Annotated in this window: 22 protein-coding genes; 16 read left to right on the top strand and 6 right to left on the bottom strand. The window is 59.3% G+C overall.

Annotation, left to right across the window (positions count from 1 at the left end):
* Positions 1–69 precede the first annotated feature (69 nt).
* The 6 genes from gluP to IFJ82_RS10285 are packed head-to-tail and all read left to right on the top strand — an operon-like array spanning position 70 to position 7,647.
* A complete protein-coding gene (gene gluP / locus IFJ82_RS10310) occupies positions 70–1,380 on the top strand; it encodes a glucose/galactose MFS transporter (RefSeq protein ID WP_192264441.1) in 1,311 nt (436 codons plus the stop codon).
* Positions 1,377–2,567 (top strand): hypothetical protein, encoded by a 1,191-nt coding sequence (locus IFJ82_RS10305; protein ID WP_192264438.1) that lies wholly within the window; start codon positions 1,377–1,379, stop codon positions 2,565–2,567. The genes gluP and IFJ82_RS10305 overlap by 4 nt, the downstream gene beginning before the upstream one ends.
* 42 nt (positions 2,568–2,609) lie before the next feature.
* Positions 2,610–3,401, top strand: a complete 792-nt coding sequence (gene nagB, locus IFJ82_RS10300; protein WP_062809956.1) for a glucosamine-6-phosphate deaminase — start codon at positions 2,610–2,612, stop codon at positions 3,399–3,401.
* Between the two features lie 48 nt (positions 3,402–3,449).
* The gene (locus IFJ82_RS10295; RefSeq protein WP_003619393.1) at positions 3,450–4,400 is read left to right on the top strand and encodes an N-acetylglucosamine kinase; all 951 of its coding nucleotides are present in this window, start codon (positions 3,450–3,452) and stop codon (positions 4,398–4,400) included.
* A 53-nt stretch (positions 4,401–4,453) separates the two neighbouring features.
* Positions 4,454–5,557, top strand: coding sequence for an N-acetylglucosamine-6-phosphate deacetylase (gene nagA, locus IFJ82_RS10290; RefSeq protein WP_003619394.1), 1,104 nt, complete (start codon positions 4,454–4,456; stop codon positions 5,555–5,557).
* Between the two features lie 2 nt (positions 5,558–5,559).
* Positions 5,560–7,647: a beta-N-acetylhexosaminidase gene (locus IFJ82_RS10285; protein WP_225578628.1), complete on the top strand. Its 2,088-nt coding sequence runs from the start codon at positions 5,560–5,562 to the stop codon at positions 7,645–7,647.
* Here IFJ82_RS10285 and IFJ82_RS10280 read toward each other — a convergent pair.
* The 3 genes from IFJ82_RS10280 to IFJ82_RS10270 are packed head-to-tail and all read right to left on the bottom strand — an operon-like array spanning position 7,622 to position 10,537.
* Positions 7,622–8,380: a GntR family transcriptional regulator gene (locus IFJ82_RS10280; protein WP_196760710.1), complete on the bottom strand. Its 759-nt coding sequence runs from the start codon at positions 8,378–8,380 to the stop codon at positions 7,622–7,624. The two genes, IFJ82_RS10285 and IFJ82_RS10280, sit on opposite strands and share 26 nt — an antisense overlap.
* Positions 8,381–8,385: 5 nt before the next feature.
* Positions 8,386–9,318, bottom strand: a complete 933-nt coding sequence (locus IFJ82_RS10275; protein ID WP_075595373.1) for an N-acetylmuramic acid 6-phosphate etherase — start codon at positions 9,316–9,318, stop codon at positions 8,386–8,388.
* A gap of 34 nt (positions 9,319–9,352) precedes the next feature.
* Positions 9,353–10,537 carry a serine hydrolase domain-containing protein gene (locus IFJ82_RS10270; protein ID WP_062809219.1) on the bottom strand — a complete coding sequence of 395 codons (1,185 nt, stop codon included), beginning with the start codon at positions 10,535–10,537 and terminating at the stop codon, positions 9,353–9,355.
* Positions 10,538–10,827: 290 nt separating this feature from the next.
* Here IFJ82_RS10270 and IFJ82_RS10265 point away from each other — a divergent pair, with 290 nt between their 5' ends.
* The 3 genes from IFJ82_RS10265 (at position 10,828) to IFJ82_RS10255 (ending at position 14,217) form a co-directional block, all read left to right on the top strand.
* Entirely contained in the window at positions 10,828–12,291 is a 1,464-nt protein-coding gene (locus tag IFJ82_RS10265; RefSeq protein ID WP_192264435.1) for a sodium:solute symporter, read from the top strand.
* Positions 12,292–12,470: 179 nt separating this feature from the next.
* Positions 12,471–13,685, top strand: a complete 1,215-nt coding sequence (locus IFJ82_RS10260) for an NADP-dependent isocitrate dehydrogenase (RefSeq protein WP_192264432.1) — start codon at positions 12,471–12,473, stop codon at positions 13,683–13,685.
* A gap of 268 nt (positions 13,686–13,953) precedes the next feature.
* On the top strand, positions 13,954–14,217 hold the full coding sequence (locus IFJ82_RS10255) for a (2Fe-2S)-binding protein (RefSeq protein WP_003619405.1): 264 nt from the start codon (positions 13,954–13,956) through the stop codon (positions 14,215–14,217).
* A 105-nt stretch (positions 14,218–14,322) separates the two neighbouring features.
* Here IFJ82_RS10255 and bfr read toward each other — a convergent pair whose 3' ends face one another.
* Positions 14,323–14,805 (bottom strand): bacterioferritin, encoded by a 483-nt coding sequence (gene bfr, locus IFJ82_RS10250; protein ID WP_003619408.1) that lies wholly within the window; start codon positions 14,803–14,805, stop codon positions 14,323–14,325.
* Positions 14,780–15,043, bottom strand: coding sequence for a hypothetical protein (locus IFJ82_RS10245; RefSeq protein ID WP_141312747.1), 264 nt, complete (start codon positions 15,041–15,043; stop codon positions 14,780–14,782). The genes bfr and IFJ82_RS10245 overlap by 26 nt, the downstream gene beginning before the upstream one ends.
* A 214-nt stretch (positions 15,044–15,257) precedes the next feature.
* Here IFJ82_RS10245 and ppdK point away from each other — a divergent pair, with 214 nt between their 5' ends.
* The 5 genes from ppdK to IFJ82_RS10220 all read left to right on the top strand — a co-directional run bounded on the left by ppdK (position 15,258) and on the right by IFJ82_RS10220 (position 22,034).
* Entirely contained in the window at positions 15,258–17,930 is a 2,673-nt protein-coding gene (ppdK, locus tag IFJ82_RS10240) for a pyruvate, phosphate dikinase (RefSeq protein WP_048859212.1), read from the top strand.
* A gap of 59 nt (positions 17,931–17,989) precedes the next feature.
* Positions 17,990–18,892, top strand: a complete 903-nt coding sequence (locus IFJ82_RS10235; protein ID WP_003619418.1) for a pyruvate, water dikinase regulatory protein — start codon at positions 17,990–17,992, stop codon at positions 18,890–18,892.
* Positions 18,893–19,223: 331 nt separating this feature from the next.
* A complete protein-coding gene (locus tag IFJ82_RS10230) occupies positions 19,224–19,709 on the top strand; it encodes an RrF2 family transcriptional regulator (RefSeq protein WP_075623959.1) in 486 nt (161 codons plus the stop codon).
* 460 nt (positions 19,710–20,169) lie between these two features.
* Positions 20,170–21,426 carry a DUF763 domain-containing protein gene (locus IFJ82_RS10225; protein WP_192264429.1) on the top strand — a complete coding sequence of 419 codons (1,257 nt, stop codon included), beginning with the start codon at positions 20,170–20,172 and terminating at the stop codon, positions 21,424–21,426.
* Positions 21,423–22,034 (top strand): DNA-3-methyladenine glycosylase I, encoded by a 612-nt coding sequence (locus IFJ82_RS10220; protein WP_075595377.1) that lies wholly within the window; start codon positions 21,423–21,425, stop codon positions 22,032–22,034. Before IFJ82_RS10225 ends, IFJ82_RS10220 begins: the two co-directional genes overlap by 4 nt.
* Here the strand turns inward: IFJ82_RS10220 and IFJ82_RS10215 are convergent.
* The gene (locus IFJ82_RS10215) at positions 21,974–24,211 is read right to left on the bottom strand and encodes an FUSC family protein (protein WP_143455985.1); all 2,238 of its coding nucleotides are present in this window, start codon (positions 24,209–24,211) and stop codon (positions 21,974–21,976) included. The genes IFJ82_RS10220 and IFJ82_RS10215 overlap by 61 nt on opposite strands.
* 170 nt (positions 24,212–24,381) lie before the next feature.
* Here IFJ82_RS10215 and IFJ82_RS10210 point away from each other — a divergent pair, with 170 nt between their 5' ends.
* Complete coding sequence (locus IFJ82_RS10210; protein ID WP_178388359.1) at positions 24,382–24,918, top strand: MarR family winged helix-turn-helix transcriptional regulator; 537 nt, start codon at positions 24,382–24,384, stop codon at positions 24,916–24,918.
* Between the two features lie 277 nt (positions 24,919–25,195).
* Entirely contained in the window at positions 25,196–26,179 is a 984-nt protein-coding gene (locus tag IFJ82_RS10205) for an HlyD family secretion protein (protein ID WP_143455986.1), read from the top strand.
* Positions 26,180–26,181: the final 2 nt, after the last annotated feature.

The raw sequence follows: 26,181 nt of genomic DNA, 5'->3' as shown, positions 1-26,181 counted from the left end.
AACTGCCTGGCGTGGTGGCGGTGGTCCTTTTCGGGCCACCGTTGTTGCGTTCGGGCCAAGGAGGCTTCTTTGTCCGCACCACATCCCGAAAGTCCGGCTGGCGCATATGGTTGGCGACCGATCATCATCATTGCATGCCTGTTTTTCATTATCGGGTTCGTGACGTGGCTTAATGGCCCCCTCATCACCTTTGTTCAGGTGGCATTCAATCTGAGTACCGTCAGTGCATTCCTTGTGCCGATGTGTTTTTACCTGTCCTATCTCATCTTCCCCCTGCCTGCGACGTTGCTGGCGCAGAGGACGGGCTTGCGCAGTGGGCTTGTGGTGGCTCTGGTCATCATGGCCGTGGGTATCGCGATTTTTGGCGAATGTGTCAGCATGCGATGGTATCCCGGCGCATTGTCCGGGCTGTTTGTCATTGGGGCCGGGTTGTCGTTGTTACAGATCACGATCAATCCCTATGTGACATTGCTGGGCCCCACGCAGAAGGCGGCACAGCGCATCGCGATCATGGGAGTCGCGAACAAGCTGGCGGGGATTGTGGCCCCGATCGTGCTGGCCATGCTTGTTATGCGCAATATCAATGACATCGCCGCGCGGGTGAAGGCGGCCCCGGATGCCACAACGCGCGATCATATCCTGGATCAGTTCGCCCATGCCGTGCAGGTGCCCTATCTTGCGATGGCGGTCATATTGCTGGTGACGGCGGTGGGGCTTGCACGTTCTTCTTTGCCCGAAATCGACATTTCAGGGGCAGGGCAGGGCACGGGTTCCGATGATGATGGGCAGGACACCCGCCGGGGGCCGACCTATCTGTGGCTCGGTGTCCTGTGCATGTTCGTGTATGTCGGGACCGAAGTCATGGCGGGCGACGCCATCGGGGCCTATGGCGCAAGTCTGGGCCTGCCGCTGGACCAGACGAAGTTTCTTACGTCGCTGACGCTCGCGGCGATGATGGGTGGATACATACTGGGCATGTTCCTTGTCCCGCGCGTATTTTCCCAGGAACGCTACCTGGGGTTGTCGGCACTTTGCGGGTTGGTGCTGTGTGTGTTGACATGGCTGACGCAGGGATATGTCTCGGTTATGTGTGTCGCGTTATTCGGTTTTGCGAATTCCATGATCCTGCCGTCATTGTTTCCAATCGTCATCCGTGATGTGGAAGAGCGTGGAGCACAGGCGACGGCACTTCTGGTCATGGCGTTTTCAGGGGGGGCGGTGCTGCCCCAGCTTTTTGTACAGTTCATGCCGGTAATGGGGGTGCAAAGTGCGTTTGTCGCGCTTATGGCGCCTGCATATGGCCTGATCGTGCTGTATAATGTGTTGATACACAGGCGGAACCGGGCGCGCCCGGTGCCTGTGATGATGGTTGAATCATGATCCCATATCACGGGTTGTATATTTATCCGTGGGATATCGAGGATCAGGACGACCTGCCTGGTTTCGCCGCCGGGTTGCGTGCGCTTGGCATCAATAGGTTATGCATGGCCACGGCATACCATACGGGGAAATTCCTGCGTCCCCACGGTCAGCATGGGCGTGTGGTTTTCCCGCAGGACGGGGCGGTGTACCTGCCCACCGATGCACGCAGATATGGGAATATCCAGCCTGTCGTGGCAGCGCACATGCCGGGCATGGATGCGGTGCGGACGCTGCGTGAACATGGTCTGGCGCTTTCGGCGTGGACTGTCCTGTTCCATAATACCGCCCTTGGCACGCGCCACCCGCAGGCGGCGTGCCAGAATGCATTTGGCGACCGTTATCCCTACAGCCTATGTCCATCGAACGCGGATGTGCGTGCCTATGGCATCGCCCTGTGCCGTGATATTGCCGACCATCCCCATATCGACGATATTATTTTGGAAACACCGGGATGGCAGCCATCCCATCATGGTTTCCATCACGAAATGAGCCTGCTGGCTTCGAACCCATGGGCTGACACCTTGCTTGGGCTGTGCTTTTGCGACGCCTGCATGGATGGTGCAGCCCGTAAGGGTGTGGATATAGCAGGAGTGCGTACGCGTGTGCGCGGGCATATCTCCGCCTATCTGGCGCGCCGGTGCGATGGCACCGCAGCCGAAGGGGAGGACAGGTTGATGCATGCCATCGTCCATGATGATGGGTTGCGTGACGTCCTGCGCTGGCGTTGTCAGCAGGTGACATCGTTGGTGACGGATATTCGCGATGCCGTCCGGTCGGACGTGACGGTCCATGTCATCCCCTCGGTCCAGGCCAATCCGGTCCGGGCGTGGGTCGAAGGCAGTGACCTGGCTGCCCTGTCGGGTGTTTGCGACGGGTTGGAAGTCTGCCTGTACGGGCGCGACACACAGGCCCTGTTGGCGCGTTTCGAGGATATCCGGGACATTGTTCCCGCTGATCGGTCCCTTCGCGCGGTCCTGCGTCCGGCCCCGTGCGATTTCACCGATGCCGGGCCCTTCGTTGCGCAGGTGGATGAGCTGTCACGCCGTGGTGTGCGCGATTTTGCATTTTACAATTTCGGTCATTTGCGCCGGGAAAACCTCAACTGGATACATCAGGCGCTGTCTGTCTCTCCTGTCCCCCGATGAGGCGGGACAGATGATGTCAGTGCGCTGGGAATGGAGAATATCATGAAGGTTGTCATCTGTCCGACTGCTGAACGCGCGACCGCGCTGACGGCGCGTGTCATTGAACAGGCGTTGCGTCAGAAGCCGGATATCGCGCTCGGTCTGGCGACGGGACGTACGATGGAGGCTGTTTATGCCCATCTTGTACAGGCCCATCAGAACAGCGGACTGGATTTCGCGGCCTGCCGGACTTTCAACCTTGACGAATATGTTGGCATCGCGCCGGATTCAGCGCATTCATACCGCACTTATATGAATGCGCACCTGTTTTCCCGCGTCAATGTCGCGCTGGAGGCAACGCATGTGCCCGATGGGGCGGCGACAGACCTTGATGCGCGGTGCGTGGCATATGAACAGGCCATCCGTGCAAGCGGCGGTGTGGGGCTGCAACTTCTCGGGCTTGGGGAAAATGGCCATATCGGGTTTAACGAGCCATTTTCCGCCTTTACGTCGCGCACGCGTGTTGTCACGCTGGACCCCGCGACGCGGCGGCAGAACGTGGGCATGTTTGACGGAGACCTCGAACAGGTTCCCTATCATGCCGTGACGATGGGGGTCGGTACGATCCTTGATGCCCATCGCAACGTCATGGTCGTAACCGGCGCGGCCAAGGCATCAATGCTGGCGCGTGTGATCGAAGGGGCCATGAGTGCATGTATCAGTGCGACGGCCCTGCAGATGCATGCGGATTGCCTGGTGATCGTGGACGAGGCGGCGGCAGGTGCGCTGTCATGTCGTCCATATCTTGAACACCTGATGCAGCACGATCCCGAACTCAAGGCGCTGCTGTCCTGATGGGGCAGGGCCTTATGGTATGGTATTCTGACAGGACGGCATGACGTGATGGATGATGCAATTCTTGCGGTTGATGGCGGGGGTACCAGGACACGCGCCGTTGTCGTCGCGCGTGACGGGCATGTCCTGGTGCAGCGGCATACCGGGGGCAGCAATCCGTATGACAAGGTTGACTGGGCGGAGACACTGACGCACCTGCTGCGTGACATCAGTCCCGTCCCCCTGCGCACGGCGATGATCGGCCTTGCTGGATACAGTGCGCAGCGTCCGTCTTCGCGTATGCAGGAAGAGGTCATCCGCACCGCCCTTGGGCCGGATGTGGCGATTACCATGTGTTCGGATGTGGAAATCGCCTGTATCGGCGCCTTTGCCGACGGCCCGGGCATCCTTGCACTGGCGGGAACAGGGTCGGTCATCTGGGCGGATGACCGGCGCAACCCGCCGTTGCGGATCGGGGGGTGGGGCTACATGCTCGGTGATGAAGGTAGTGGATACTGGATTGGCTCTGTCGCGCTGGGGCGCGTGGTGCATTTCCTTGACACCCGCCATCGGGAAGAGGCCGCGTTCGCCACCCGCATCCTTGAGGCGCTCGGCCTGCCGATAGATCCTGATGCGGCTGGAGAGGCCCTTTTGGAATGGCAGCGTGTGCAGGACCATCCCCGTTCGGCGATTGCGGCGCTGGCGCATGAGGTGAACCGCCTTGCCGACGGAGGCAGTGCCGAGGCGGTGCAGATCCTCAGGCAGGCGGCGGGTTTCCTGTCATCGCAGGTGATGACGGCGCGCGAACGCCTGGGGCAGCCTCTGCCATGGAGCCATAGTGGCAGCGTGTTCCTGAGCCGGACCGTCATCGACACCGTCAGTCACCATGTGGGGGAGGCCCCGCAGGCCCCGCAGTTTTCCGCCCTCGGCGGTGGGGCGATGCGCGCTGCACGCCTTGCAGGGTGGGATGTCGATGGGCCATGGCTTGCGCGGCTGCGTGCAGGGCTGTTGCGTGATTGACCGGTGCGGGGTCAAAATGAATGATGGATGTGATTTATGATCGGACCTAACCCATGAACATCAGTGGCCAGCTTGTCCTTGAGGATCGTATTGTCAGCGCGTCGATGTCCTTTGACGACCTGATCGGGGATATTACCCCGCAGGCCAGTGCGCCTGACCGTTATATCCTGCCCGGTTTCGTCGATGGTCACGTGCATGGTGGCGATGGCGCGGATACGATGGATGGGGTGGACGCCATCCACCATATGTCGCGCTTTCACCTGTCGCACGGCACCACGACCATCCTGCCCACCACGATTACGCGTCCGTGGGCGGATGTCATGGATGCCCTGCGGGCGGTGGCAGAGGTCTGGCGCAGCGGGATTCCCGATGGTCCGCAGGTCCATGGCGCGCACCTTGAAGGGCCATTCGTCAGCCCCCATCGCCTTGGCGCACAGCCGCCGTTCACAATCGCCCCGGACCCGGTGCATGTGGACGAAGCCCTGGCCACAGGTGTGGTGCGGGTTGTAACCCTTGCCCCGGAACTCGACCATGCGCAGACCGCTATGGAAACATTCGCACGTGCGGGTGTGCGCGTAAGCCTTGGGCATACGGTGACGGATTACGAAGGGGCTGACCGCGCGATCTGCCGCATCTGCGCCGCGGGTGGCGTGGCTGGGGCGACGCACCTGTTCAATGCCATGGCCCCGATTGAAAGTCGGCGTCCCGGCCCGGTGACAGCCCTGATGTGTAGTGACGTTGCCTATGCCGAGATGATTTTTGACACCCATCATGTTCATCCCGCGACCTTTCGTCTGGCGCACCGTGTCATGGGGTCACGCCTGCTGTTCGTGACCGACGCCATGCGCGGTACCGGGGGGGGCGATGGGATAAGCCAGCTTGGCGGGCAGACCGTGCATATCAAGGATGGTGTGGCGCGGCTGGATAACGGGTCCCTGGCGGGTAGTGTCCTGACGCTGGACGCGGCGCTGCGCAATGCGGTCGATGCGGGGAAATCCCTGCCCGAAGCAGCGGCACTCGTCAGTACCAATGCCGCGCGATACCTTGGTCTGGATGATCGTGGTCGCCTGTCGGCGGGATGCCGTGCGGATTTCGTTGTCATGAACAGCGCATTGCAGGTTGAGGAAGTCTGGGTCGGCGGACGACGCCTGCGCTGATCATGGGCTGGCGGGGTATTCCAGAGGGCGGGGCATTGGGTTTTTCACGTATGCTGGGCGCCGGGTTTGTCTTAGCACTTCTGGCCGCGCCGCAGGTGGCGTCCTGCAGCCCGGCACTGATGCCCATGCCGACGTCCTATGTGGCGGGTTCCGGTGCCATTGCGCTGACCGGGCGGATGGAGGTTACATGGCTGGGCCTGCGTTCCGCATTGCTGGATCGGGTGGTGGGACGGTTTGAAAAACGCCTTGATACGTTGTCGGGGCGCACATATGCGCCGGAATATGGTCCCGTCACGGCATTGCGGCTTTCTATCGACTGCATGGCGGACGATACGCGCATGCTGTCGGTGGATATGCATGAGCATTATCGCCTGCAGGTGGATACGGATGGTGTCCGGCTGACGGCAGATGGGCCGGCAGGTGTGATGCGTGGCCTTGCGACGCTTCTGCAACTGGTGGACCATACGGCAGATGGCCCCGTGCTTGATGCCGCCGTGATTGAGGACCGACCGCGTTTTGCATGGCGCGGTATCCTGATTGATGTCAGCCGCCATTTCATGACGCCTGCGACGCTGGAGCGTCAGATGGACGCCATGGAGCTTGCAAAGCTCAATGTCCTGCACCTGCATCTGTCTGATGGGCAGTCGTTTCGCGTTGAGAGCCGCCGCTATCCACGGTTGCAAAAGGTCGCGGCGCGGGGGGAATATTATACCCAAAAACAGATCCGCGCCCTTGTGGCCTATGCGGCGGAGCGCGCGATCCGCATTGTGCCCGAATTCGACACGCCGGGTCATTCCTTTGCCCTGCTGACGGCATATCCCCGTTATGCAGCGCAGCCCCCCGATGCGATGGACCTGCGTCAGGTCTATGTCGATGCGTTTGATCCGACACTGCCGGGAACCTATGATTTTATACGACATCTGTATCATGAGATGTCGCGCCTGTTTCCCGATGTCTATTTCCATGCGGGTGGGGATGAGGTGCGGGGATGGCAATGGACGCAAAACCTCCGTATCGCCGCATCTATGAAGGCGCATGGTTATGCCGATCCCAAGGCGTTGCAGGCCGCGTTCACCACGCGTATCGCGCGGTTTTTGGAACATGATGGCAAGGTCATGATGGGCTGGGACGAGGTGAGCGAGGCGCCCGTACCGCAAGGCGTTATGGTGGAGGCATGGCGTGGCCAGAAATATGCCGCCGCCGCTGCATCGGCGGGGCACCCTGTTGTGGTATCTGCTGGCTATTACCTCGACCTGTTGCAGCCTGCGACGCAACATTACCGCGTGGACCCGACGGATACCCTTTCCGACATGCAGAAGGCACATGTGGTCGGGGCAGAGGCCGCATTATGGACGGAAACCGTGACGGATGAGATGCTTGATGCGCGGTTATGGCCACGCCTTGCCGCAATTTCCGAACGTTTCTGGTCCCCGCAGGACATATGTGATCCTGACAGCATGTCTGCCCGCCTGCCCGCGATCCAGGCCGAATTGCAGGTGCTGGGTAATCAGGCCCAGTCGAATACATACCGCATGGCCGCGCGACTGGCACCCGCCGATCCGCAATCGCTGCTGACGTTATTGTCGGTGACAAGCCCGGTGCGCAATTATGCCCGTAATCATCAGGCATGGCAGTATCTGCACAAGGTTCCGATCACGGAACAGCATTTCGATACCCCTGCCGATATTGCCGCACCGGACAGCTTTGCCGCGCAGGCATTCAATCGTGACGTGCAGATATATCTTTCGGGCCAGTCGGCGTTGAAGCCCGACCTTCGCGCGCGGCTTGTCGCATGGCGTGACAATGATGTGGCGATCATCCGGCTGGCGGCGCAATATCCGGTGTTACAGCCCCTGTTGCCGGTATCGGCCGAACTGGCCGCGCTGGCGCGTGCTGGCCTTGGGGGGCTGGATGGCGGTGGCCATGGCTGGCGGGATGCCGCGCGTCATGCGCTTGCAACGGCGCATCAGCAGATCGAAGCATCCGCCACGACAAAGGCGGCGCATACCATGGCACAACCACCTGCTGATCTGGTGCAGGATATCGTTCCTGGCATCGAGGCCCTTATGGCGTCGGGTCGGAAGATCTGAGTTCGACCACGAAATCATACATGTCCGCGCGATAGGCGGAATATGTAACCTCCAGCACGCGACCATCGGCAAGAAACGCGCGCCGTTCGATCTGCAGGATGGCTGCTGGCTGTTTCAGGTGCAGCCACAATGCCTCCTGCGGTGTCGCCAGTCCGGCCCGCAGGCGTTGCAGAGCGCGTACCGCCATAAGCCCCCGTGCCCGCAGGACGGCATAAAATGAATCCTGCACCAGATAGGGATCAGGCAGGTCGCGTGCCGTTACAATGGCGGTTTCAACTGCCATGGGTTCATTATTGGCGGTGCGGATGCGTTTGAGGCGGATAATACGCGTGCCGGGCGCCACGCCAAGCGCCATGGCCTCGTCCGGTCCAGCCATGGCATGCTGCCGGTCCAGCCAGTGCGACCCTGGGGTAAAACCACGGGCCCGCATGTCCTGTGAAAAGCCGCTTAGTTCCGAAAGCGGTTGGCTGAAACGTCCCGACACGAACGTACCGGCCCCCGTTTTCTGAACCACGAGTCCTTCATGCACCAGCTTTGCCATGGCCTTGCGCACGGTGACGCGTGACACCCCGGTCATGCTGGCCAACTCACGTTCCGCCGGGATGGCATCGCCACGGCGCAACTGGCTGCTTTCGATCATATGGCGCAACCGCGCCTCCAACTGGAGGTAGAGCGGCATGTGGCTGGAGGGATCAAGCCGTAGTGATTCCTCAAACCGTGCGTGATGCTCCACCCGGTTCAACCTTTCTGATTGCCTGTGGCGTCCAGCTCTGCCTGGATCGTACGCAGGTTGCCGTCATGTGTTGCAAGCAGGGGATCAATCCGGTCCGCCGCGATTCCCCAGCGCAGCATGACCGCACGTTTGACGTTGAATCCCGTGGCCTCCAGCGCGGCGATGGCCTGTTCATGTGTGCTGGTGGTTAAATTGCGCACCATGCGACAGGCACGCTGGCGCAGTTTTTCATTCACGACACGCATGTCCACCATCTGCCCGCGATAGGCATGGCCCATGCGGATCATCAGCGTGGTGGAAATCAGGTTAAGGGTGGTTTTCTGCGCGGTCCCGGCCTTGAGACGTGTGGAGCCGGAGATGACTTCCGGTCCCGTCACGATCGCAATGCCGATGTCCGCAGCGTTCAGCAACAGGCATGATGGATTGCATGCAATGCCGATCGTCAGGCTGCCGGCGGCGCGTGCGGTGGCGATTGCGGCGCAGGTGTAAGGGGTGGAACCACTTGCCGCGATGCCCACAACCACGTCATTCGGGCCGGGGTCATGTGCCAGGATTTCCGCACGGGCGACATCCTCGCGGTCTTCGGCCCCTTCCGCCGCCTGGTAAATCGCATCATTCCCACCCGCCAGCAGCAGGACCAGACGCTCTGGCTCCCATCCGAAGGTCGGCAGCAGTTCAACCCCGTCCTGCATGCCGATCCGGCCCGATGTGCCCGCGCCAACATAAAACAGGCGTCCCCCCGCCAACAGGCGGGGCAGGGCCGCGTTGACCGCACGTTCCAGTTCCGGGACAGCGGCACGGACGGCAGCAACCGCACTCATCTGCGCCTCCACCAGCGCATCAAGGACCGATGACACAGGCCACAGGTCAACATCCGCATAGCGGGGGTCCTGTCCTTCGGTCAGTATGGGAAGGGCGGGGGCGGGGGATGGGGTCATGGATGCACTGTCTCCGGCGGCAGGGGGATGAAGGTCAGGCCCGGGGAATGGAAAGGGCGATGGCGGCGGCGGTTGCGACATCGTGGCGCAGCCTGATGACATTGCCGCGTCCATCAGGGTGGACGCGGTTGGTCAGGATCAGGACATAGGTATCGCTGTCGGGATCAAGCCAAAGGGACGTGCCGGTAAAGCCGGTATGTCCGAAGGAATTCATGGGAAAGCGGTCCCCGCGTGGGGAGGAATAATGTGTCGAGATGTCCCAGCCCAGCCCGCGCAGGTCCGTCTGGCCCTGTGGTTGCTGTGGCGTGGTCATCATCACCAGTGTGCGCGTCTGTAACGGGAATGCCGATGGTCTGCCCGCGCGCCTGTCCAGTAGCGCCTGTGCATATACACACATGTCGTCCGCCGTGGAAAACAGGCCCGCATGCCCCGCGACCCCACCCATGCGCCGGGCAGAGGGATCATGTACCTGCCCGCGCAGCATGTGTCCGTCATCATCGAACTGTGTTGGTGCAATCTGCGCACGCCATGTTTCCGGCGGCAAGAAGCGTGACATGCGCATGCCAAGCGGTGCCAGGATATAACGCGTGGCATAGGTGTCGAGTGTCATGCCCGACAGCTTCTCCACAAGGAAACCCAACGTGATGAAGTTGATGTCGCTATAGACGAACCGGCTGCCCGGTGGATGGTCCGGCACGGTATTCATCGCCAGACGGAAGGCCGCGTCGCGACCATGCCATTTGTCAGTCAGGCCAAGATCGGGTTGCAACCCGGAATAATGGGTCAGCAGGTGGCGGATCGTAATGCCGGATTTTCCCGCAGCCGCGAAGTGCGGCAGATAGCGGCAGACGGGATCATCAAGGTCAAAGCGTCCCTGTTCCCACAACTGCATGACGCACGGCGCCGTTATGACCGCCTTGGTCAGGGACGCCATGTCGAACACGGTATCCCACGTCATGGTTTCGGCCACAGGCGCAATGGCGCGTTGCCCACGTACTGATCGGTAAACGACCTTGCCTGCATGCCCGATGGCGCAGACAACGCCGGGGGTCGCGTGTGTGGCGACGGCCTGTTCAAGCAGGTGGTCAATTTCCGCCATGTTTCGTGTCGTACGCTGTCCGTGGCTGGTGCGCGCACATGCGCCGAGTGTGGCTGCTGCCGTGGCAAGCAGCAGGGCATGGCGGCGGCGCAGATGTCGCGTGGCAGGGAGTGCGTGCATGGTGCAGGGGGTCCGCTGGTGAATGGGCATGGCAAGATCTGATACAGGAATAATACCATTATGAAATGGCAATAACAATGACATTTCGTCATCATTCACGTGGATGATTCGTATCACCCATGCGCTGACATGATCGTGAAAGAAGGTTTGTGAGGCGTCAGGAATGTTTTTGTCGGAATTTTATCGTTTTGGTCGTGAAAATATTTTGTTTCGGGGACCTGATGATTTTTGGCTTTGATATGGTATTTCTTTGGTAATAGAATCCGTGTGTCTGAAATGATGGAATTGGCATGTCTCCCGTCGATCTCTCGATTATCTGCATTTATTGCCTGACGCTGCCGTTCATTGCATTTTTCCTGTCCGGACGGCAGGACTCAGTCTCTGCCTATGTGGGTGGGGGGCATGACCTGCCATGGTGGGTCATCTGCCTGTCGCTGGTGGCGACGGAAACCTCCACCCTGACGGTGATCAGCATTCCCGGTATCGCCTATGGGAACGGGCTGGTCTTTGTCGGGCTTGCGATGGGGTATGTCATCGGGCGGGCACTGGTCGCATGGCTGTTTCTGCCACATTATTTCTCCGGGCAGTTCAGCAGCGTCTATCAGTATCTGGGGCAGCGTTTCGGAGCGGCAATGGAACGCACGGTTTCCATCACGTTCCTGCTGATGCGTGTTCTGGCCGAAGGGATAAGGATGTTCGCGGGAATGTTGCCGGTTGCGGCCATCCTGACGGCCATGCAGTTTCCCTTGCCACATGTGGTGGTGATGCTGATAATCGTCGGGCTGACCCTGTTCTATACGCTTTTTGGGGGGCTGCGCGCCGTGGTCTGGTCCGATGCGATCCAGCTTGCGGTTTATGTCACCGGGGCCGCGGCCTGTGTCTTCTTGCTGTTTCATCACCAGACGGCGCAGCAGACGCATATGCTGGTGCATTCGGCACGCTTCCATCTGTTCCAGAAATCCAACCTGTTTTTCCTTAATCCTTATACACCGCTTGCTGCCATTATCGGCGGGGCCATCATGTCCATGGCGTCTCATGGCACCGACCAGTTGATGGTGCAGCGCATTCTGGCCGCGCGAAACCTGCCTGATGCGCGCAAGGCCCTGATTGGCAGCGGGTTTATGGTGGGGGGGCTGTTTGCATTGCTGTCGCTGGTGGGCGTCCTGTTATGGGCGCGAAATGGCGGTCGCTCTCTGGCGGAGGTGGGGTTGGGGTCATCGGACGAACTGTTTCCCGATTTCATTGTCCATGGCCTGCCGCATGGGCTTGCCGGATTATTGATTGCAGGATTGCTGAGCGCGACCATGGGGTCGTTGTCGGCCACGCTTAATTCCATGACCAGTGCGACCTTGCTTGATTTTTCCGCATTCTGTGCATGGATGACACGACACCTGCATGTGCGCCCGCTGGCGTTTGCGCGGCTGGTCACGCTGGTGTGGGCTGCGATCCTTGTGCTGGCGGCGTTGGGATTTTCACACAGCCATGGGCCTGCCGTCGTGTTTGGCCTGTCGGTGGCCGCCTGTTCCTATGGCGCAATGCTGGGCGCATTCGTGTTTGCCATGTTTGTTGCCGGGGCGGATGTACGTGATGTCCTGCCTGCGTTCCTGCTGACCCTGGTGGTGGTGTGTTGTGTCATGATGTTCGTTCATCCCTATGGCCATGTCATCGCCTTTTCATGGCTGGTGCCATTCGGGGTGGTGCTGATGTTCGTCTTTGGCATGGTGTCGCGCCAGATCCGACGTTTCCATGCATGAATGCCATGTGATGACACAGATGTGACCGTAATAAGGGGCAGGGGGCGTGCTGTCACGTTTGTGAAGGGCGGCAGTCGCTCTATCCCTTTATTCTTTGGCAGTGTGGCCTTTATTAATGTTCGCCCGAAGGAAACGTCCATGTCCGCATGGATGTAAGAATAAAGAAGCGGACCCAATATATGGCCAAAATCAAGGTAAAAAATCCCGTCGTTGAAATGGACGGGGATGAAATGACCCGCATCATCTGGCATTTCATCAAGGAGCGGCTGATACTGCCTTATCTGGACATCGACCTGAAGTATTTCGACCTGGGGATTGTCCATCGTGACGAAACGGATGACCGGGTCACGGTTGAGGCTGCCGAGGCTGTCCGCAAATACGGCGTGGGTGTCAAATGCGCCACCATCACCCCGGACGAGGACCGGGTTAAGGAATTCGGCCTTAAGAAGATGTGGCGTTCGCCCAATGGCACGATCCGCAATATCCTTGATGGTACGATTTTCCGCGAACCCATCATCTGTGCCAATGTGCCGCGTCTGGTGCCGCACTGGACCAAGCCGATCGTCATCGGCCGCCATGCCTATGGCGATATCTATCGTGCGGCTGAAACCCGTATTCCGGGACCGGGCAAGGTCACGCTGCGTTACCAGCCCGCTGACGGCGGGGAGGAGCAGGTGCTTGACGTGCATGACTTCAAGGGGTCGGGCGTGGCGCTGGGTATGCATAATACCCGTGCATCCATCGAAGGGTTTGCCCGCGCCTCGCTCTCTTACGGACGCGACCGTCGGCTTCCGGTCTACCTGTCCACCAAGAACACGATCCTCAAGGCCTATGACGGGATGTTCAAGGACGTGTTCCAGGAGGTTTATGACCGCGAATTCAAGGCGGAATTCGAAAAGCTGGGCCTGACCTACGAACATCGCCTGATTGATGACATGGTGGCCTGTGCCCTGAAATGGCAGGGTGGGTATGTCTGGGCATGCAAGAACTATGACGGTGACGTGGAGAGTGATATTGTGGCACAGGGCTTCGGCAGCCTTGGCCTGATGACTTCCGTGCTGCTTAACCCCACCGGTGATGTGGTGGAGGCCGAAGCCGCCCATGGCACAGTGACCCGTCACTTCCGTGAACACCAGAAGGGACGCCCCACCAGCACCAACCCCATCGCCTCCATCTTCGCATGGACGCGTGGGCTGGCCTATCGCGGGCGCTTTGACGATACCCCTGATGTCATTCACTTTGCCGAGGCGTTGGAACGTGTCTGCATTGAAACAGTGGAAGGTGGCGAGATGACCAAGGATCTCGCCCTACTGGTCGGAAACGGGACGAAATGGCTCGATACGCAGCCCTTCCTTGATGTCCTTGATGCACGCCTGCGCAAGAAACTGGGCTGACGCATATCTTCAGGGGGCCTTTATGCAGGCCCTTGCCATGGCTGATGTTTCAGGAACGCCGTCACCTCTTCCGGGTGGCGGCGTTCGTGATTATGCGCATGCTCATCCCATCAGAACCGGGAGGTGCCGGAGGAGGCGGATCACTTCATGCGACGCTGTTCGCAAGGGCGTGTTTGGGGAAGGTGCGGAAAAAGCGGTTTTACCCATTGATATTGAGAATTGTTCTCATATATGGTGATGCGGACTCGCGGCAATGAATGGGTGTTTCATGTTTGTTTGTTCGTGCAACATGCTGACGGATACAGATATAGATATCGCTGTAAGCAATGGGGCCACCCACCCGCGGGAGGTTTATGCGGCAAAAGGATGCAAGGCGCAGTGCGGGAACTGTGTTCCCGGGGTTCTGTGCCTGCTGCGCCGGGCATTGCGCCAGGCGGCACATGAACGACAGGGAGCAGTGCTCAACCTGGCGGGGACTGGGGGTGGGTTTTCCGCTGGCATGACAGCCATGCCGCAGGAATTGCCCGGATAGGATATCGCCAGACAGGATATCGTCGGATAGAGGGGGCATCGCCATGCACCAGCCACCATCGCGGGGTGGCTGGCACAGGCGGTGGCTTATGCTTTCTGCGGCAGCTTACTCTTTTTCGGCTGAAGCGGAGTTGAGCTGGATATAGCGTTCAATTCCGATCATCTTGATCAGGTCGAACTGACGGTCGAGGAAGTCTTCGTGTTCTTCTTCATTGTCGAGGATCTTGAGGAACAGGTCGCGTGAGACGTAGTCGCGCACGCTTTCGCAATAGGCGATGGCTTCACGCAGGTCCGCGATCGCCTTTTCCTCCAGCTTCATGTCGCACTTCAGGATTTCCTCGACATTCTGGCCGATGAGAACCTGATTGTAACGCTGCACGTTGGGCAGGCCACCAAGGAACAGGATGCGTTCAATCAGCCAGTCGGCATGACGCATTTCCTCGATCGATTCCTCATATTCCTTTTTGCCCAGCAGGGTGACGCCCCAGTGGTTGAGGGTACGGGCATGCAGGAAATACTGGTTGATGGCCGTCAGCTCGTTGGTGAGCTGGATGTTGAGATGTTCAATGACCTTGGGATCGCGGATCATGCCTGTTGTCCTTGTCGTGTGGTGGAGTGATCATGAAGGAATGCCCGCGCGGGGCATGGCGTTTCATGACAGGGGCGGCGCCAAGCCTATCGTCCCCCTCTTCCGGATAGGGCGTATCACCGATATCGCCCAAGGGGAAGGGTTTGCTCAAGTAGAAAGGTCCATGGCAGGCATGTGAATGCAAAATATTGAAATAAACATGCTGCAATGCAACACAACCCGGCGGATCATCTTTCATGTTGCCGATCATTTGCGATATATTCGCATTATTAATGTTTCATGATTGCCATGATGCGAAAATATCTATTGCTGAAACCTTTAAACTCGCATAATTTTTCCATCTGGCCCTACTAAAAACAACAATATGAAAAAATATGGTGCCGTGCCATTGCATTCCTTGCGCCAGAACAGGATGCAGGGCGTGATACCATCGCAAGTGGGAACGAGCAGACATGACGAAGTGGGTATACAGTTTCGGAAACGGCCTTAACGAGGGTCGCGCGGAGATGCGCAACCTCCTGGGCGGAAAAGGCGCGAATCTGGCGGAAATGGCGTCGATCGGCCTGCCGGTCCCGCCGGGCTTCACCATAACGACGGAAGTCTGCTCGGCGTTTTATGACAACGGGCGCAAATATCCTGACGACCTGCATGCCCAGGTCGGTGCGGCGATGCAGCGGATCGAGGAGGCCATGGGCCTGCGTTTTGGCGATGCCGACGCCCCGCTCCTTGTTTCCGTCCGGTCTGGCGCGCGGGTATCCATGCCGGGGATGATGGACACCGTCCTCAATCTCGGCCTGAATGACACGACCGTGGAAGGGTTGGCCCGCTCTTCGGGCGATGAACGTTTTGCATGGGACAGCTATCGCCGTTTCGTGCAGATGTACGGTTCCGTCGTCATGGGCGTCGCCCATCACCATTTCGAGGACGTACTCGACCAGTTCAAGCGGACGCTGGGTGTGGTGGATGATACCGCCATTTCCGCCACGCAATGGCGCGAAGTCGTGAAGGCGTATCACGAGATCATCAGCGAACATACCGGGCAGGAATTTCCCTCCGACCCGCAGGCGCAGTTGTGGGGCGCGATCGGGGCCGTATTCGGTTCATGGATGAACCCGCGCGCCAATACCTATCGTAAGCTGCATGATATCCCGGCCTCATGGGGGACGGCGGTTAACGTGCAATCGATGGTATTTGGCAATATGGGCGATGACTGCGCAACCGGCGTATGTTTCACGCGCGATCCCTCCACCGGTGAAGACGTGTTCTATGGCGAATACCTCGTCAATGCGCAGGGCGAGGACGTGGTGGCCGGGATTCGCACCCCGCAACCGATGTCGCGCGCACGGGCGGAGGAAGGGCAGAATCCGATGGAAACGGTGCTGCCCGATGCCTATGCCGAATTGTTGCGGGTGCGCTCCTTGCTGGAGGGGCATTACCATGACATGCAGGACATCGAATTTACGGTGCAGCGCAACGTGCTGTATCTGTTACAGACGCGCAATGGCAAGCGCACGGCGGCAGCGGCGCTGAAGATTGCCATCGATATGGCGCGTGAAGGGCTGATTTCCAAGGAAGACGCCATCTGCCGCGTGCCAGCGACGTCACTGGATCAGTTACTGCATCCCGCCCTTGATCCCAAGGCGGAGCGTGTGCAGCTTACCCGTGGGCTGCCTGCGTCGCCGGGTGCGGCCTCTGGCGCGGTCGTGTTCACGGCGGAGGAGTGCGAGGCCCGCGCCGCCCGTGGCGAGGATGTCATTCTGGTGCGTGTCGAAACCTCGCCCGAGGACGTGCATGGCATGCACGCCGCGCGTGGTGTGCTGACGGCACGTGGTGGCATGACGTCGCACGCGGCCGTGGTTGCCCGTGGTATGGGGCGCGTATGTGTCGCCGGTGCCGGCAGCGTGCATATCGATTACACCACGATGGTCATGACGATCGACGGCCATTCCATCGCGGAAGGGGAATGGATCACGCTCGATGGCAGCACGGGGGCAGTCTATCTCGGGCGTGTCGCGACCATTCCCCCCATCCTGTCAGATGATTTCAACACGTTGATGGGCTGGGCCGATGCCACCCGGCGCCTTGGTGTGCGTGCAAATGCCGAAACGCCTGATGATGCGAAGACCGCGCGTCGTTTCGGGGCGGAAGGGATCGGGCTGGCCCGCACGGAACACATGTTCTTTGGCCCCGACCGCATCGGTCTTGTGCGCCAGATGATCATCGCGGATGACGAGGCCGTGCGGCAGCGTGCGATCAATGCACTTCTGACGTTCCAGCGCGATGATTTCGTCAGCATCTTCCGCATCATGGCCGGCCTGCCGGTAACAGTGCGCCTGCTTGATCCTCCCCTGCACGAGTTCTTGCCGCACGCGGAGGGGGAAATCGCGGAAGTGGCCACAGCTCTGGGCCGGACGGTTGAGGAAATCCGTGCCCGTTGTGCTTCCCTGGCTGAAGCGAACCCGATGCTGGGTCATCGCGGGTGCCGTCTGGGCCTGACGAACCCGGAGATCTATGCAATGCAGGTCCGTGCCCTCATAGAGGCCGCGTTGCAGGTTTCTGACGAGACGGGCAAGGGCATCGTGCCTGAAATCATGATCCCGCTGGTCGCGACCAAGGCGGAACTGGAGGTCGCGCGACGGGCGGCGGAGGCGGAAATCATCTCCGTGCTGCAAGAACGTGGCGCCTCCCTTGATTACCGTATCGGCACGATGATCGAACTGCCCCGTGCCGCGATCCAGGCAGGCGAAATCGCACATCATGCGGATTTCTTCTCCTTCGGCACCAATGACCTGACACAGACGACCTTTGGCCTGTCGCGTGATGATGCGGGTTCGTTCCTGCCGTTCTATGTCGATCATGGGCTGTTGCCCAAGGACCCGTTTGTGTCCATCGATCGTGATGGTGTGGGGGCCCTGGTGCGTATGGGTGTGGAGCGTGGGCGTGCCACGCATCCGGGCCTGAAGCTGGGGATCTGTGGCGAACATGGGGGAGACCCGGATTCGATCGCGTTCTTTGAGGCGGTCGGGCTGGATTATGTATCGTGCTCGCCCTTCCGTGTGCCGGTGGCCCGTCTTGCCGCGGCGCAGGCGGCACTGGCCCATCGCAAGGAAAATGCGGCAGCGTAAAAGCGCGGAGGCAGGCGGTGCCGTCGTTATGGCGGCGGCACCGCACTGTATAGAGGCATATGAATAGTCAGCCGATTGTCCTGCATCTGGTGTCGGAGGCTACGGGCCAGACACTCGAAGCGGTTGTGCGTGCCTGTGGTGCGCAGTTTCGGGATTCGTCCTTTATCCAGCGCAACTGGAATCTTGTCCGTTCCCAGATACAGGTCGGGCGTGTTCTGGCGGGGATCGCGGCGGAACCTGGCCCCGTCCTTTCCTCTCTTACGACGCCAAGCCTGCGAGAAGCCCTGCGGACGGGATGTCGCAGCATGGGCGTGCAGGTGGAAAATATCCTCGACAGTACGATATATTTTCTGGAACGCGAAACCGGGACACGTGCGGAACGCCATCCCGGCGGTCAGTATGTCATGGATGATGAATACCGACGGCGGATTGACGCGATGCAATATGTCATCGGTCATGATGACGGACAGCGGGTCAAATCCCTCGAAGATGCGGATGTGGTACTGGTGGGGGTTTCGCGAACCTCGAAAACCCCGACCTGTTTTTATCTTGCCAATCGTGGGGTGCGCGCGGCGAATGTTCCGCTGGTGCAGGGGGTGGCGCTTCCCGATGGATTGCTGGAATACAGGGGAACGGTGGTCGGACTGATGATCGACCCGCATACGCTGGTGGAAATCCGTAGGTCGCGTGTGGGGATGATGCTGCCGGGGCGTAAGTTCGCCCGACGCCGGGTGTCAGATGAATCCATGCGCCCATATGTTGACCCGACGCGCGTACAGGAAGAATTGGTCTGGGCGCGGCGGTTATGTGCCCAGCATGGCTGGCCGGTCATTAACGTGACGCATCGTTCGGTGGAAGAAACCGCAGCGGCGATCATCGACATGATGTCGCATCCCCCGTTGCGCCGGATGACAAATCCCGTGGATGCAGAGCGCACAGGCGACATTCCCGGAAATTCCTGAAATCGCGCAGGGTATCTGCAATCATTCCTGATAATGCAGGGATGTATACAGGCGTGTCGTTTTATTCGGGCGGCATTCCTGTTTTCAAAGATCGCGTATTTACAAAAGCATTTACGGGATTCGTCGATGTATCTTTTGAATGAAAGTAATCGACCAGTCGCATTGTTTTATCACGAATATGTGATGATAAGAAGGGCATCCTCCCTGCGATCACGGGTGGCGCGGGTTACGGGCGTAAATGAAGAATTTGAAGTTATTTACTGAAACATAGATAAAACTAGTATCTTTTTTTTCTCTTTCGCACGCTTGGGACGGATGTTATGACGTCCATATGCGGATGACTTTACATACTGATTACGCCTTGCGGACATTATTTTATGTGGGACTGCATACAGACCGCAGGGTCTCGATACGCGAAGTCGCGAATGCATACGGCATTTCTGAAAATCACCTCGTCAAGGTCATACATAAACTTGGGCGTGGTGGCTTCATTCAGACGATGCGTGGACGCGGCGGCGGATTAACACTGGCACGTGCGGCGGATGAAATCCGAATTGGTGATGTTGTTCGCTATACCGAAGAAGATATGAACCTTGTCGCGTGTGAACCCACGACTGTTGATGGCCGTTCCTGCGTTCTGGCGCGACATTGCCGTCTGCGTGGATTACTGGGTCAGGCAATCGACGCGTTCATGATGGTGCTGGACGGGGCCACGCTGGGCAGTTTGCTGACCGATGAGGACTGCGTCGTTCTGCGGCAGATTTTCGCCATTACACAGGTTGTGGATACAGAAAAACCTGATCATATAGCGCAATAGTATTTTATGGCATGTATTTTATTAATGATAACATAAAAAATCATAAATATGAAAATTACAGAACATATTTTATAAATAAAATATATGAATGTGTTTTTTTAAATTTTTATATCAATAACTGTCAGAAGTCGTTTGAAAATTTACAGAATTCAAATCAATGTACAATAAAGGATATTAGAGAATTTTTTTGTTATTCACCTACTGGGATCATAAAAATTTCTTGAGAGTATTTTTCAAATATATTTGAAAATAATCTGCTTATTAAGGATAATGGTAAATAATAAAAAACCCATCACCTGTCGATGGGTTGATTCCAGATCATTTCTTAAATTCAACGTGATTTCAGGTGATTTTTCTAACGTCATACCCACGGCGGCCATGTTCTTGCGATTTGCATAATAGCCCATGGGCAGGCTTTGTGTTATCGGTCGTGTTTCCTTAATGTTCTGGGGGGCGGAACATGGCGCAACGGGCAGGCAGCGCGGATATGCCGCTGCATGGGGGACGGGTGCCCCAATGGCTGGGACAGCGTATGGCCCGTCTTGGCGGTATCATCGCGCAGGCCATCATCCATCATTACGGACGTGATGAATTCCTTCGGCGCCTTGCCCATCCCTTCTGGTTTCAGTCCTTTGGCGCGGTCATCGGCATGGACTGGCATTCCTCTGGCATTACGACAAGTGTGATTGGTGCGCTCAAGCGGGGGCTGGCTCCGGTATCGCATGAACTTGGGCTGCATGTCTGTGGCGGCAGGGGGCGGCATTCGCGCCGTACGCCCGATGAACTGTTGCTGGTGGGTGAACGGACCGGCGGGGATGCCGCTGCGTGGGTACGGGCCAGCCGGCTGGTTGCAAAGGTGGACAGCGCGGCTGTGCAGGACGGGTTTGACCTGTATCTGCATGGCTTTATCGTTACGGATGATGGAAACTGGACCGTCGTGCAACAGGGTATGAACGGCACGCAGCGCCTTGCACGGCGTTATCACTGGCTGTCAGAAGGATTGCGCAGTTTCGTGGAGGCGCCGCATGCCGCCATAGAAGGACGGCGGCAGGGACAGATCGTCAATCTGACGGATCATCGCGCCGCGTCTTCGCGTTTGGGGCAACTCGAACTGCTTGGTAATCTGGGGCCGGATCGCATTGTGGACGAAGTCGCGCGCCTGCGTGGGACGGCAACGCCGGGCACCACGGATATGCCATTCCTGCCTCATCTGCTGATGCCCGCTCATCATGACGTGCGACCGGCCGATGTTGTCCTGCGTCGCCTGCATGGCGCGCTGGCGGCGGCGGCACAATGCGGACCACAGGATTTTGCCGAACTGCTGTTGGTGCCCGGTGTCGGCGCACGCACCGTGCTGTCACTGGCGCAGGTGGCGGAGGTTGTGCATGGCGCGCCCTGCCGTTTTTCGGACCCGGCACGCTTTTCCCTTGCCCATGGGGGGAAAGATCGCGAACCCTATCCTGTGCCGGTTGCAGTTTATGACCGCACGATTTCGGTCATGAAAGCGGCGGTCGCTGCGGCAAGGCTGGGGAACGAAGAGCGTCTTGACGCCATCCGCCGCCTTGACCGGCAGGCCCGGCGCCTTGAACGTCATGCTACCGGCCCGTCGCTGCCGCAATTCATCGCGGGTGAACGTCATCGCTCCCACGCATATGGCGGGCGTTCCGTTTTCGGCCATGAGCCCCCACCGACATTGGCGATGGAGTGCGGAGGATGAACGCCCCTGTCACCGCACGTCGGTGCGCATGGGTGGGCAACAATGCGTTGCTGGCCACCTATCATGACGAGGAATGGGGACAGCCCGTACATGATGGACGCGCCCTGTGGGAGGGGCTGATGCTGGAGGGATTCCAGGCGGGCCTGTCGTGGGTCACGGTCCTGAAACGGCGTGAGGGTTTCCGCCGTGCCTTTGCCGGTTTTGATCCCGTACGTGTCGCGGCGTTCGATGAAGGCGACATCGCCCGCCTGATGGCTGATCCGGGCATCATTCGCGCACGGCGCAAGATCGAGGCCACGATTGGCAATGCCCGTGCCCTGTTGCGTATGCACGAACAGGGCGAGGATTTTGCGACATTCGCATGGAGCATGACACCCGACGGCCCTGTCCATAACCGTACAGGCCAGGTACAGGCGCAATCCCCCCTGTCCCAGGCGATGTCGGCGGCCCTGCGCGCGCGCGGGTTCCGTTTTGTCGGACCGGTTATCGTCTATGCCTGGATGCAGGCGATGGGGATGATCGTGGATCATGACCCCGGATGCATCCATTATCCAGACATGGCGCCGCCCGAATACGCGGCCCGAAGGAATTCGCGCGCCCGGGGATAGTCATCGGACCACTGGATCGGGCCATTGCGGTCAAGGAAAGCGGGGATATCCACGATGATCTGCTCGGCTTGCTCCATGCAGGCAAGGGCCTCCATCCGTCGTGGCGACAGGGTGGTCAGGGCTTGCCCCGCGCCAGACCTGGTGCAGATATTGTGCAAGGTGCGTGCGGTTGCCAATGGATCGCGCGTCAGCGTTTCGAAAGCCCCCAATGCCGCAAGTAATTGCTGACGTTCAGGCAGCGATATATCGGCACGATCCGCCAGCCGATGCAGGCGTTCCACCAGTCGTCCCAGTGAAATCGCCGCAAGTGCCGCATCGACGTAAAGGTTCGCTACCTCCGCAGGGGCGCAGAATGACAGCCGCATGGCAAGGCGTGCGACTTTTTGCAGTTGCAGGTGTTCCCAGACGATCCACTGCCCCTGAAAGGAAGCCCGTGCAAGTGCGAGGCTGCGGACACTGCGGGAAAGTGACGCCACCAGCCGTGCCCCGTCCAGCCGATGGTTCGGCGGGAGGATGACGCGGAACGACAGGACCAGCATACAGCACCCCATCAGGATCGCTACCCATTCGTTCATGAGTGGGATGTCATTGTAATGGATCGGGTTATTGACCTGCAGCATGATTGTGGAAAACACGGAATACCCGAATGCGGCGATCCCCAGACGGGGATTGAACTGCAACCATATGCCCGGCAGCAGGAACAGGCCAAGGCTGAGGCATAACAGGGGATAGCCATCAATCCGGGGCAGTATGAACAGGTGGCACAGCAGCCCCGCCGGCACGCCAAGTGCGGTCCCACTGGCCAGAAGCCCTGATGCCCGTGATGCGGATGGTGCGGTGGACAGCAGGCTGGAGGCTGCGACGACATACAGCATCATCATCGGCCCCCCTGTCCAGTGCAGGACATACCATGCAAGGCCAGCCAGCAGGGTTGTCAGTGCGCCTCGTGCGCCATTGCGCAAGGCCGTTGGCCACTCCATATAAGGCCGCAGGCGCAGGCTGCGGTCATTGCCCCCGCGATGGGCAAGGTCGCACAGCGCATGTTCCAGTCGCGACAGAAGATCACGCGCATCATCAAGGAAAAGCAGTTGCCGGGGGGACGGGCTGTGTTCCGCCTGTTCCAGCAGGGCTTCGCGCGTGTTGGCGATATGCCGGCAGGCAGGCGGGCACCCTTCGGACAGGGGCACATTCTCCATCGTCTGAAGCAACGTGCGCATCAGTTCCGCGATCCGCCCGTCGGCCGGGGGGGCATCCTGTGACGCCGATACGGGAACGGCCCCCAAGGCAATGACGGCATGGGGATGATAGGACGCAACAATGCCCGACAGGCGTGCAAGCCCTGCGCGGATTTCGCGGTGGCGGACGCTGATGTCGTAATTGTCCGTTGCGGCATATTCCACCGCATCGGACAGGCTGGCGATCCGCGCGAGCATGCCTGCGCGCTGTGCATGGAATGCGCCATCCGTCGTGGTGCTCGCCCCCCCGTCATGGCGTGACAGGACATAGCGGATGGTATCGCAGAACACGGTGCGGATCTGTTCCAGCAGCGGGTCGGAGCGACGGGGGGACGTGACCAGAAAGACCGCCGCCGTGGTCACGATGCCAACCACCACGGCGGACAGGCGTGAAAGCGCGCTGAGGAAGATGCCATCGGGATCGCCAAAGGCGGGGGCCGCGATGATGACGATGGTATATCCCGTCAACACGGCGGCATAGGCGCGGAAAAGCCGCAGGAAAGTGGCCGCCATGCATGCCAGCCCCACCGTGACTGACAATCCCATGATGTAAAGGATGGGCGACTGTACAAAGGTTGCCATCAGCGCGACGCTGATGATCGCGCCCAGGACCGTCCCGATCATGCGCCAGATGCTTTTGGATACCAGCGCGCCAACCGTCGGGTTGGCGACAATCATGACGGTGGTGACGGAACTCATCGGGGACTGCAACTGGAAACTGAAGGCCAGAAACAGTGCGATGCTCATGGACACCAGTACGCGTGCGCTGAATGCCGCCGTGGCCATGAAGGATCGCCATTGCCCATCGTTGCGGAAGATGTCGTACAGGCGTGACAGGTATTTTACCAACGCGCGCCCCCATGCCGGATGCGGCAAGGGCGACCGGGAAATAGGGGTGGCGCGATGGACCGGGACATAAAGGAAGGGGACATGGACAGTCATCCGCTGGGAAGAGCCACATTAGTTTCATAACAATGATTGCCATGTCAATGTTATGTGTGCATTGGAAATGCCTGCGCCGGGCGTGCGGGGATGCCGTGCAGAATTCCGGCACCCCGGCCACCTTCCTTCATGATATCGAAGGCCCACCACGACAGATACGTTGGAGCATCATGTCAGTACGTTCCCCCATGCCCGATCTCGAAGGAAGCGGTTTTCAGGACATGCGCATAACGTTCCTGATGATGCGCCTGTCCAATACGTGGCGCCTTGTGCTTGATCGTGCCATCCGCCCCGAGGGGATGAGCATGGCGATGATGCGTCCACTGGCCTATCTGATGATGATGCCCGATGGTGTATCGCAGCGTGACCTGGCGCAGGCGATGAATACCGACAGTTCCGCGCTGGTGCGCGTGCTTGACCTGCTGGAGAAGGAAGGACTGGTCGAACGCCGTCCCGATCCGGTGGACCGGCGCGTCAAGAGCCTGTTCCTGACCCCTGGTGGCAAGCACAGATGCGCGCGCCTGCATGAAATCTGTGCCGAATTGGAGGGGCGCCTGCTGTGTGACATTCCCACCGACATGATGGGGCAGACGGTGCACGCGCTTTCGCGGATCTTGCGTTACGCGGAAATGCTGTCGCAGGAGGAGAACGAGCCCACATCCTGCACCAGTCTGCCGCGGGGTAAGCCATCGGAAAGGGGGAGCTGATGCCCGTGCTGTCATCTGCGGCAGGGATGATGTGATTTCCCCATGGATCATCGCGGAACACGTTGAGGGCCCGGTTGTGGGATCGCCTGTGGGCGTTAATCGATTTGAATATGTAATCGGCTGTTGCCCGATCCCTGTTATACACTGTAATGGCCGTTATAACGTTGTTGCCCGTACTGGTGGTGTCAGGGCAGGTCGCGCGTAAAAGATTGATGGGAGCAGGATATTTGTCGCGTCTTTGCACGAAGAATCCGCGCGTATGCACCGGTGTGTGCGCGTGAATACCCGTGACCTGCTGATTGGTGCCGGGCTTGCCATCATGATTGCTGGTGGCGGGGCGGCGTGGTTCTATATCGCGCATCGCGATGTACTCCCGATGGGCATTGCGCGGGCGAACGGACGGCTGGAACTTGCCCGTATCGACATCGCGGCAAAATATCCCGGTCGTGTCACCGAACTTGCGTTTTCCGAAGGAGATGATGTCACCGCGGGGCAGGTCCTCGCGCGTGAGGACGATGCAGAGGCCCGGGCGCAGCTTGCTGCGGCAAACGCGCAGGTACTCCAGGCGCATGAGATGATGCAGCGCGCGCAGGCCGAACGCATCGCGCAGCAGGCAGCAACCCATCTGGCACAGCTTGAACTTGACCATGTGCATGTAATGGCGCGCCAGCACCTTGTCTCTGATATGGAGGTGCAGCAGCGGCAGGCGGAGTACGACGCCCATGATGCGGCGTTACAGGCGGCAGGCCATGCAGTGGCGGCGGCAGACGCGGCCATGCAGGCCGCTCAGGCACAGGCCGATCGCGCCGGGACGGTCGTTGGTGACATGGTCCTGCATGCCCCGGTATCCGGGCGCATTGAATATCGCATCGTCGAAAAAGGGGCCGTGGTGCCCGGTGGGGGGCGTATTGGCGCCATGCTGGACCCGTCTGACATGTATCTTACGGTCTTTTACCCGGCAGGGGTCGCAGGGGGGCTGCATGTGGGCGACCAGGCGCGCATCGTGCTTGATGCGCTGCACCGGCAGGTCATCCCCGCCAGGGTTTCCTTTGTTGCACCCGAAGCGCAGTTTACACCGAAATATGTTGAAACGACGACTGAACGTGAAAAGCTGGTCTATCGCGTGAAACTTCAGGTCGCGCCGGAAACGGCACGGCAATATGGGACGATGCTGAAATCCGGCATGACGGGTGATGGCTATGTCCGTGCCGATCCCACCATCCGGTGGCCCGACAGCCTGTTTCTTGCCAATGCGAAGTGACC

This window comes from Novacetimonas hansenii, assembly GCF_014843995.1.
Classification (GTDB): Bacteria; Pseudomonadota; Alphaproteobacteria; order Acetobacterales; family Acetobacteraceae; genus Novacetimonas; species Novacetimonas hansenii.
This window is presented reverse-complemented; position numbering and strand designations above follow the sequence as displayed.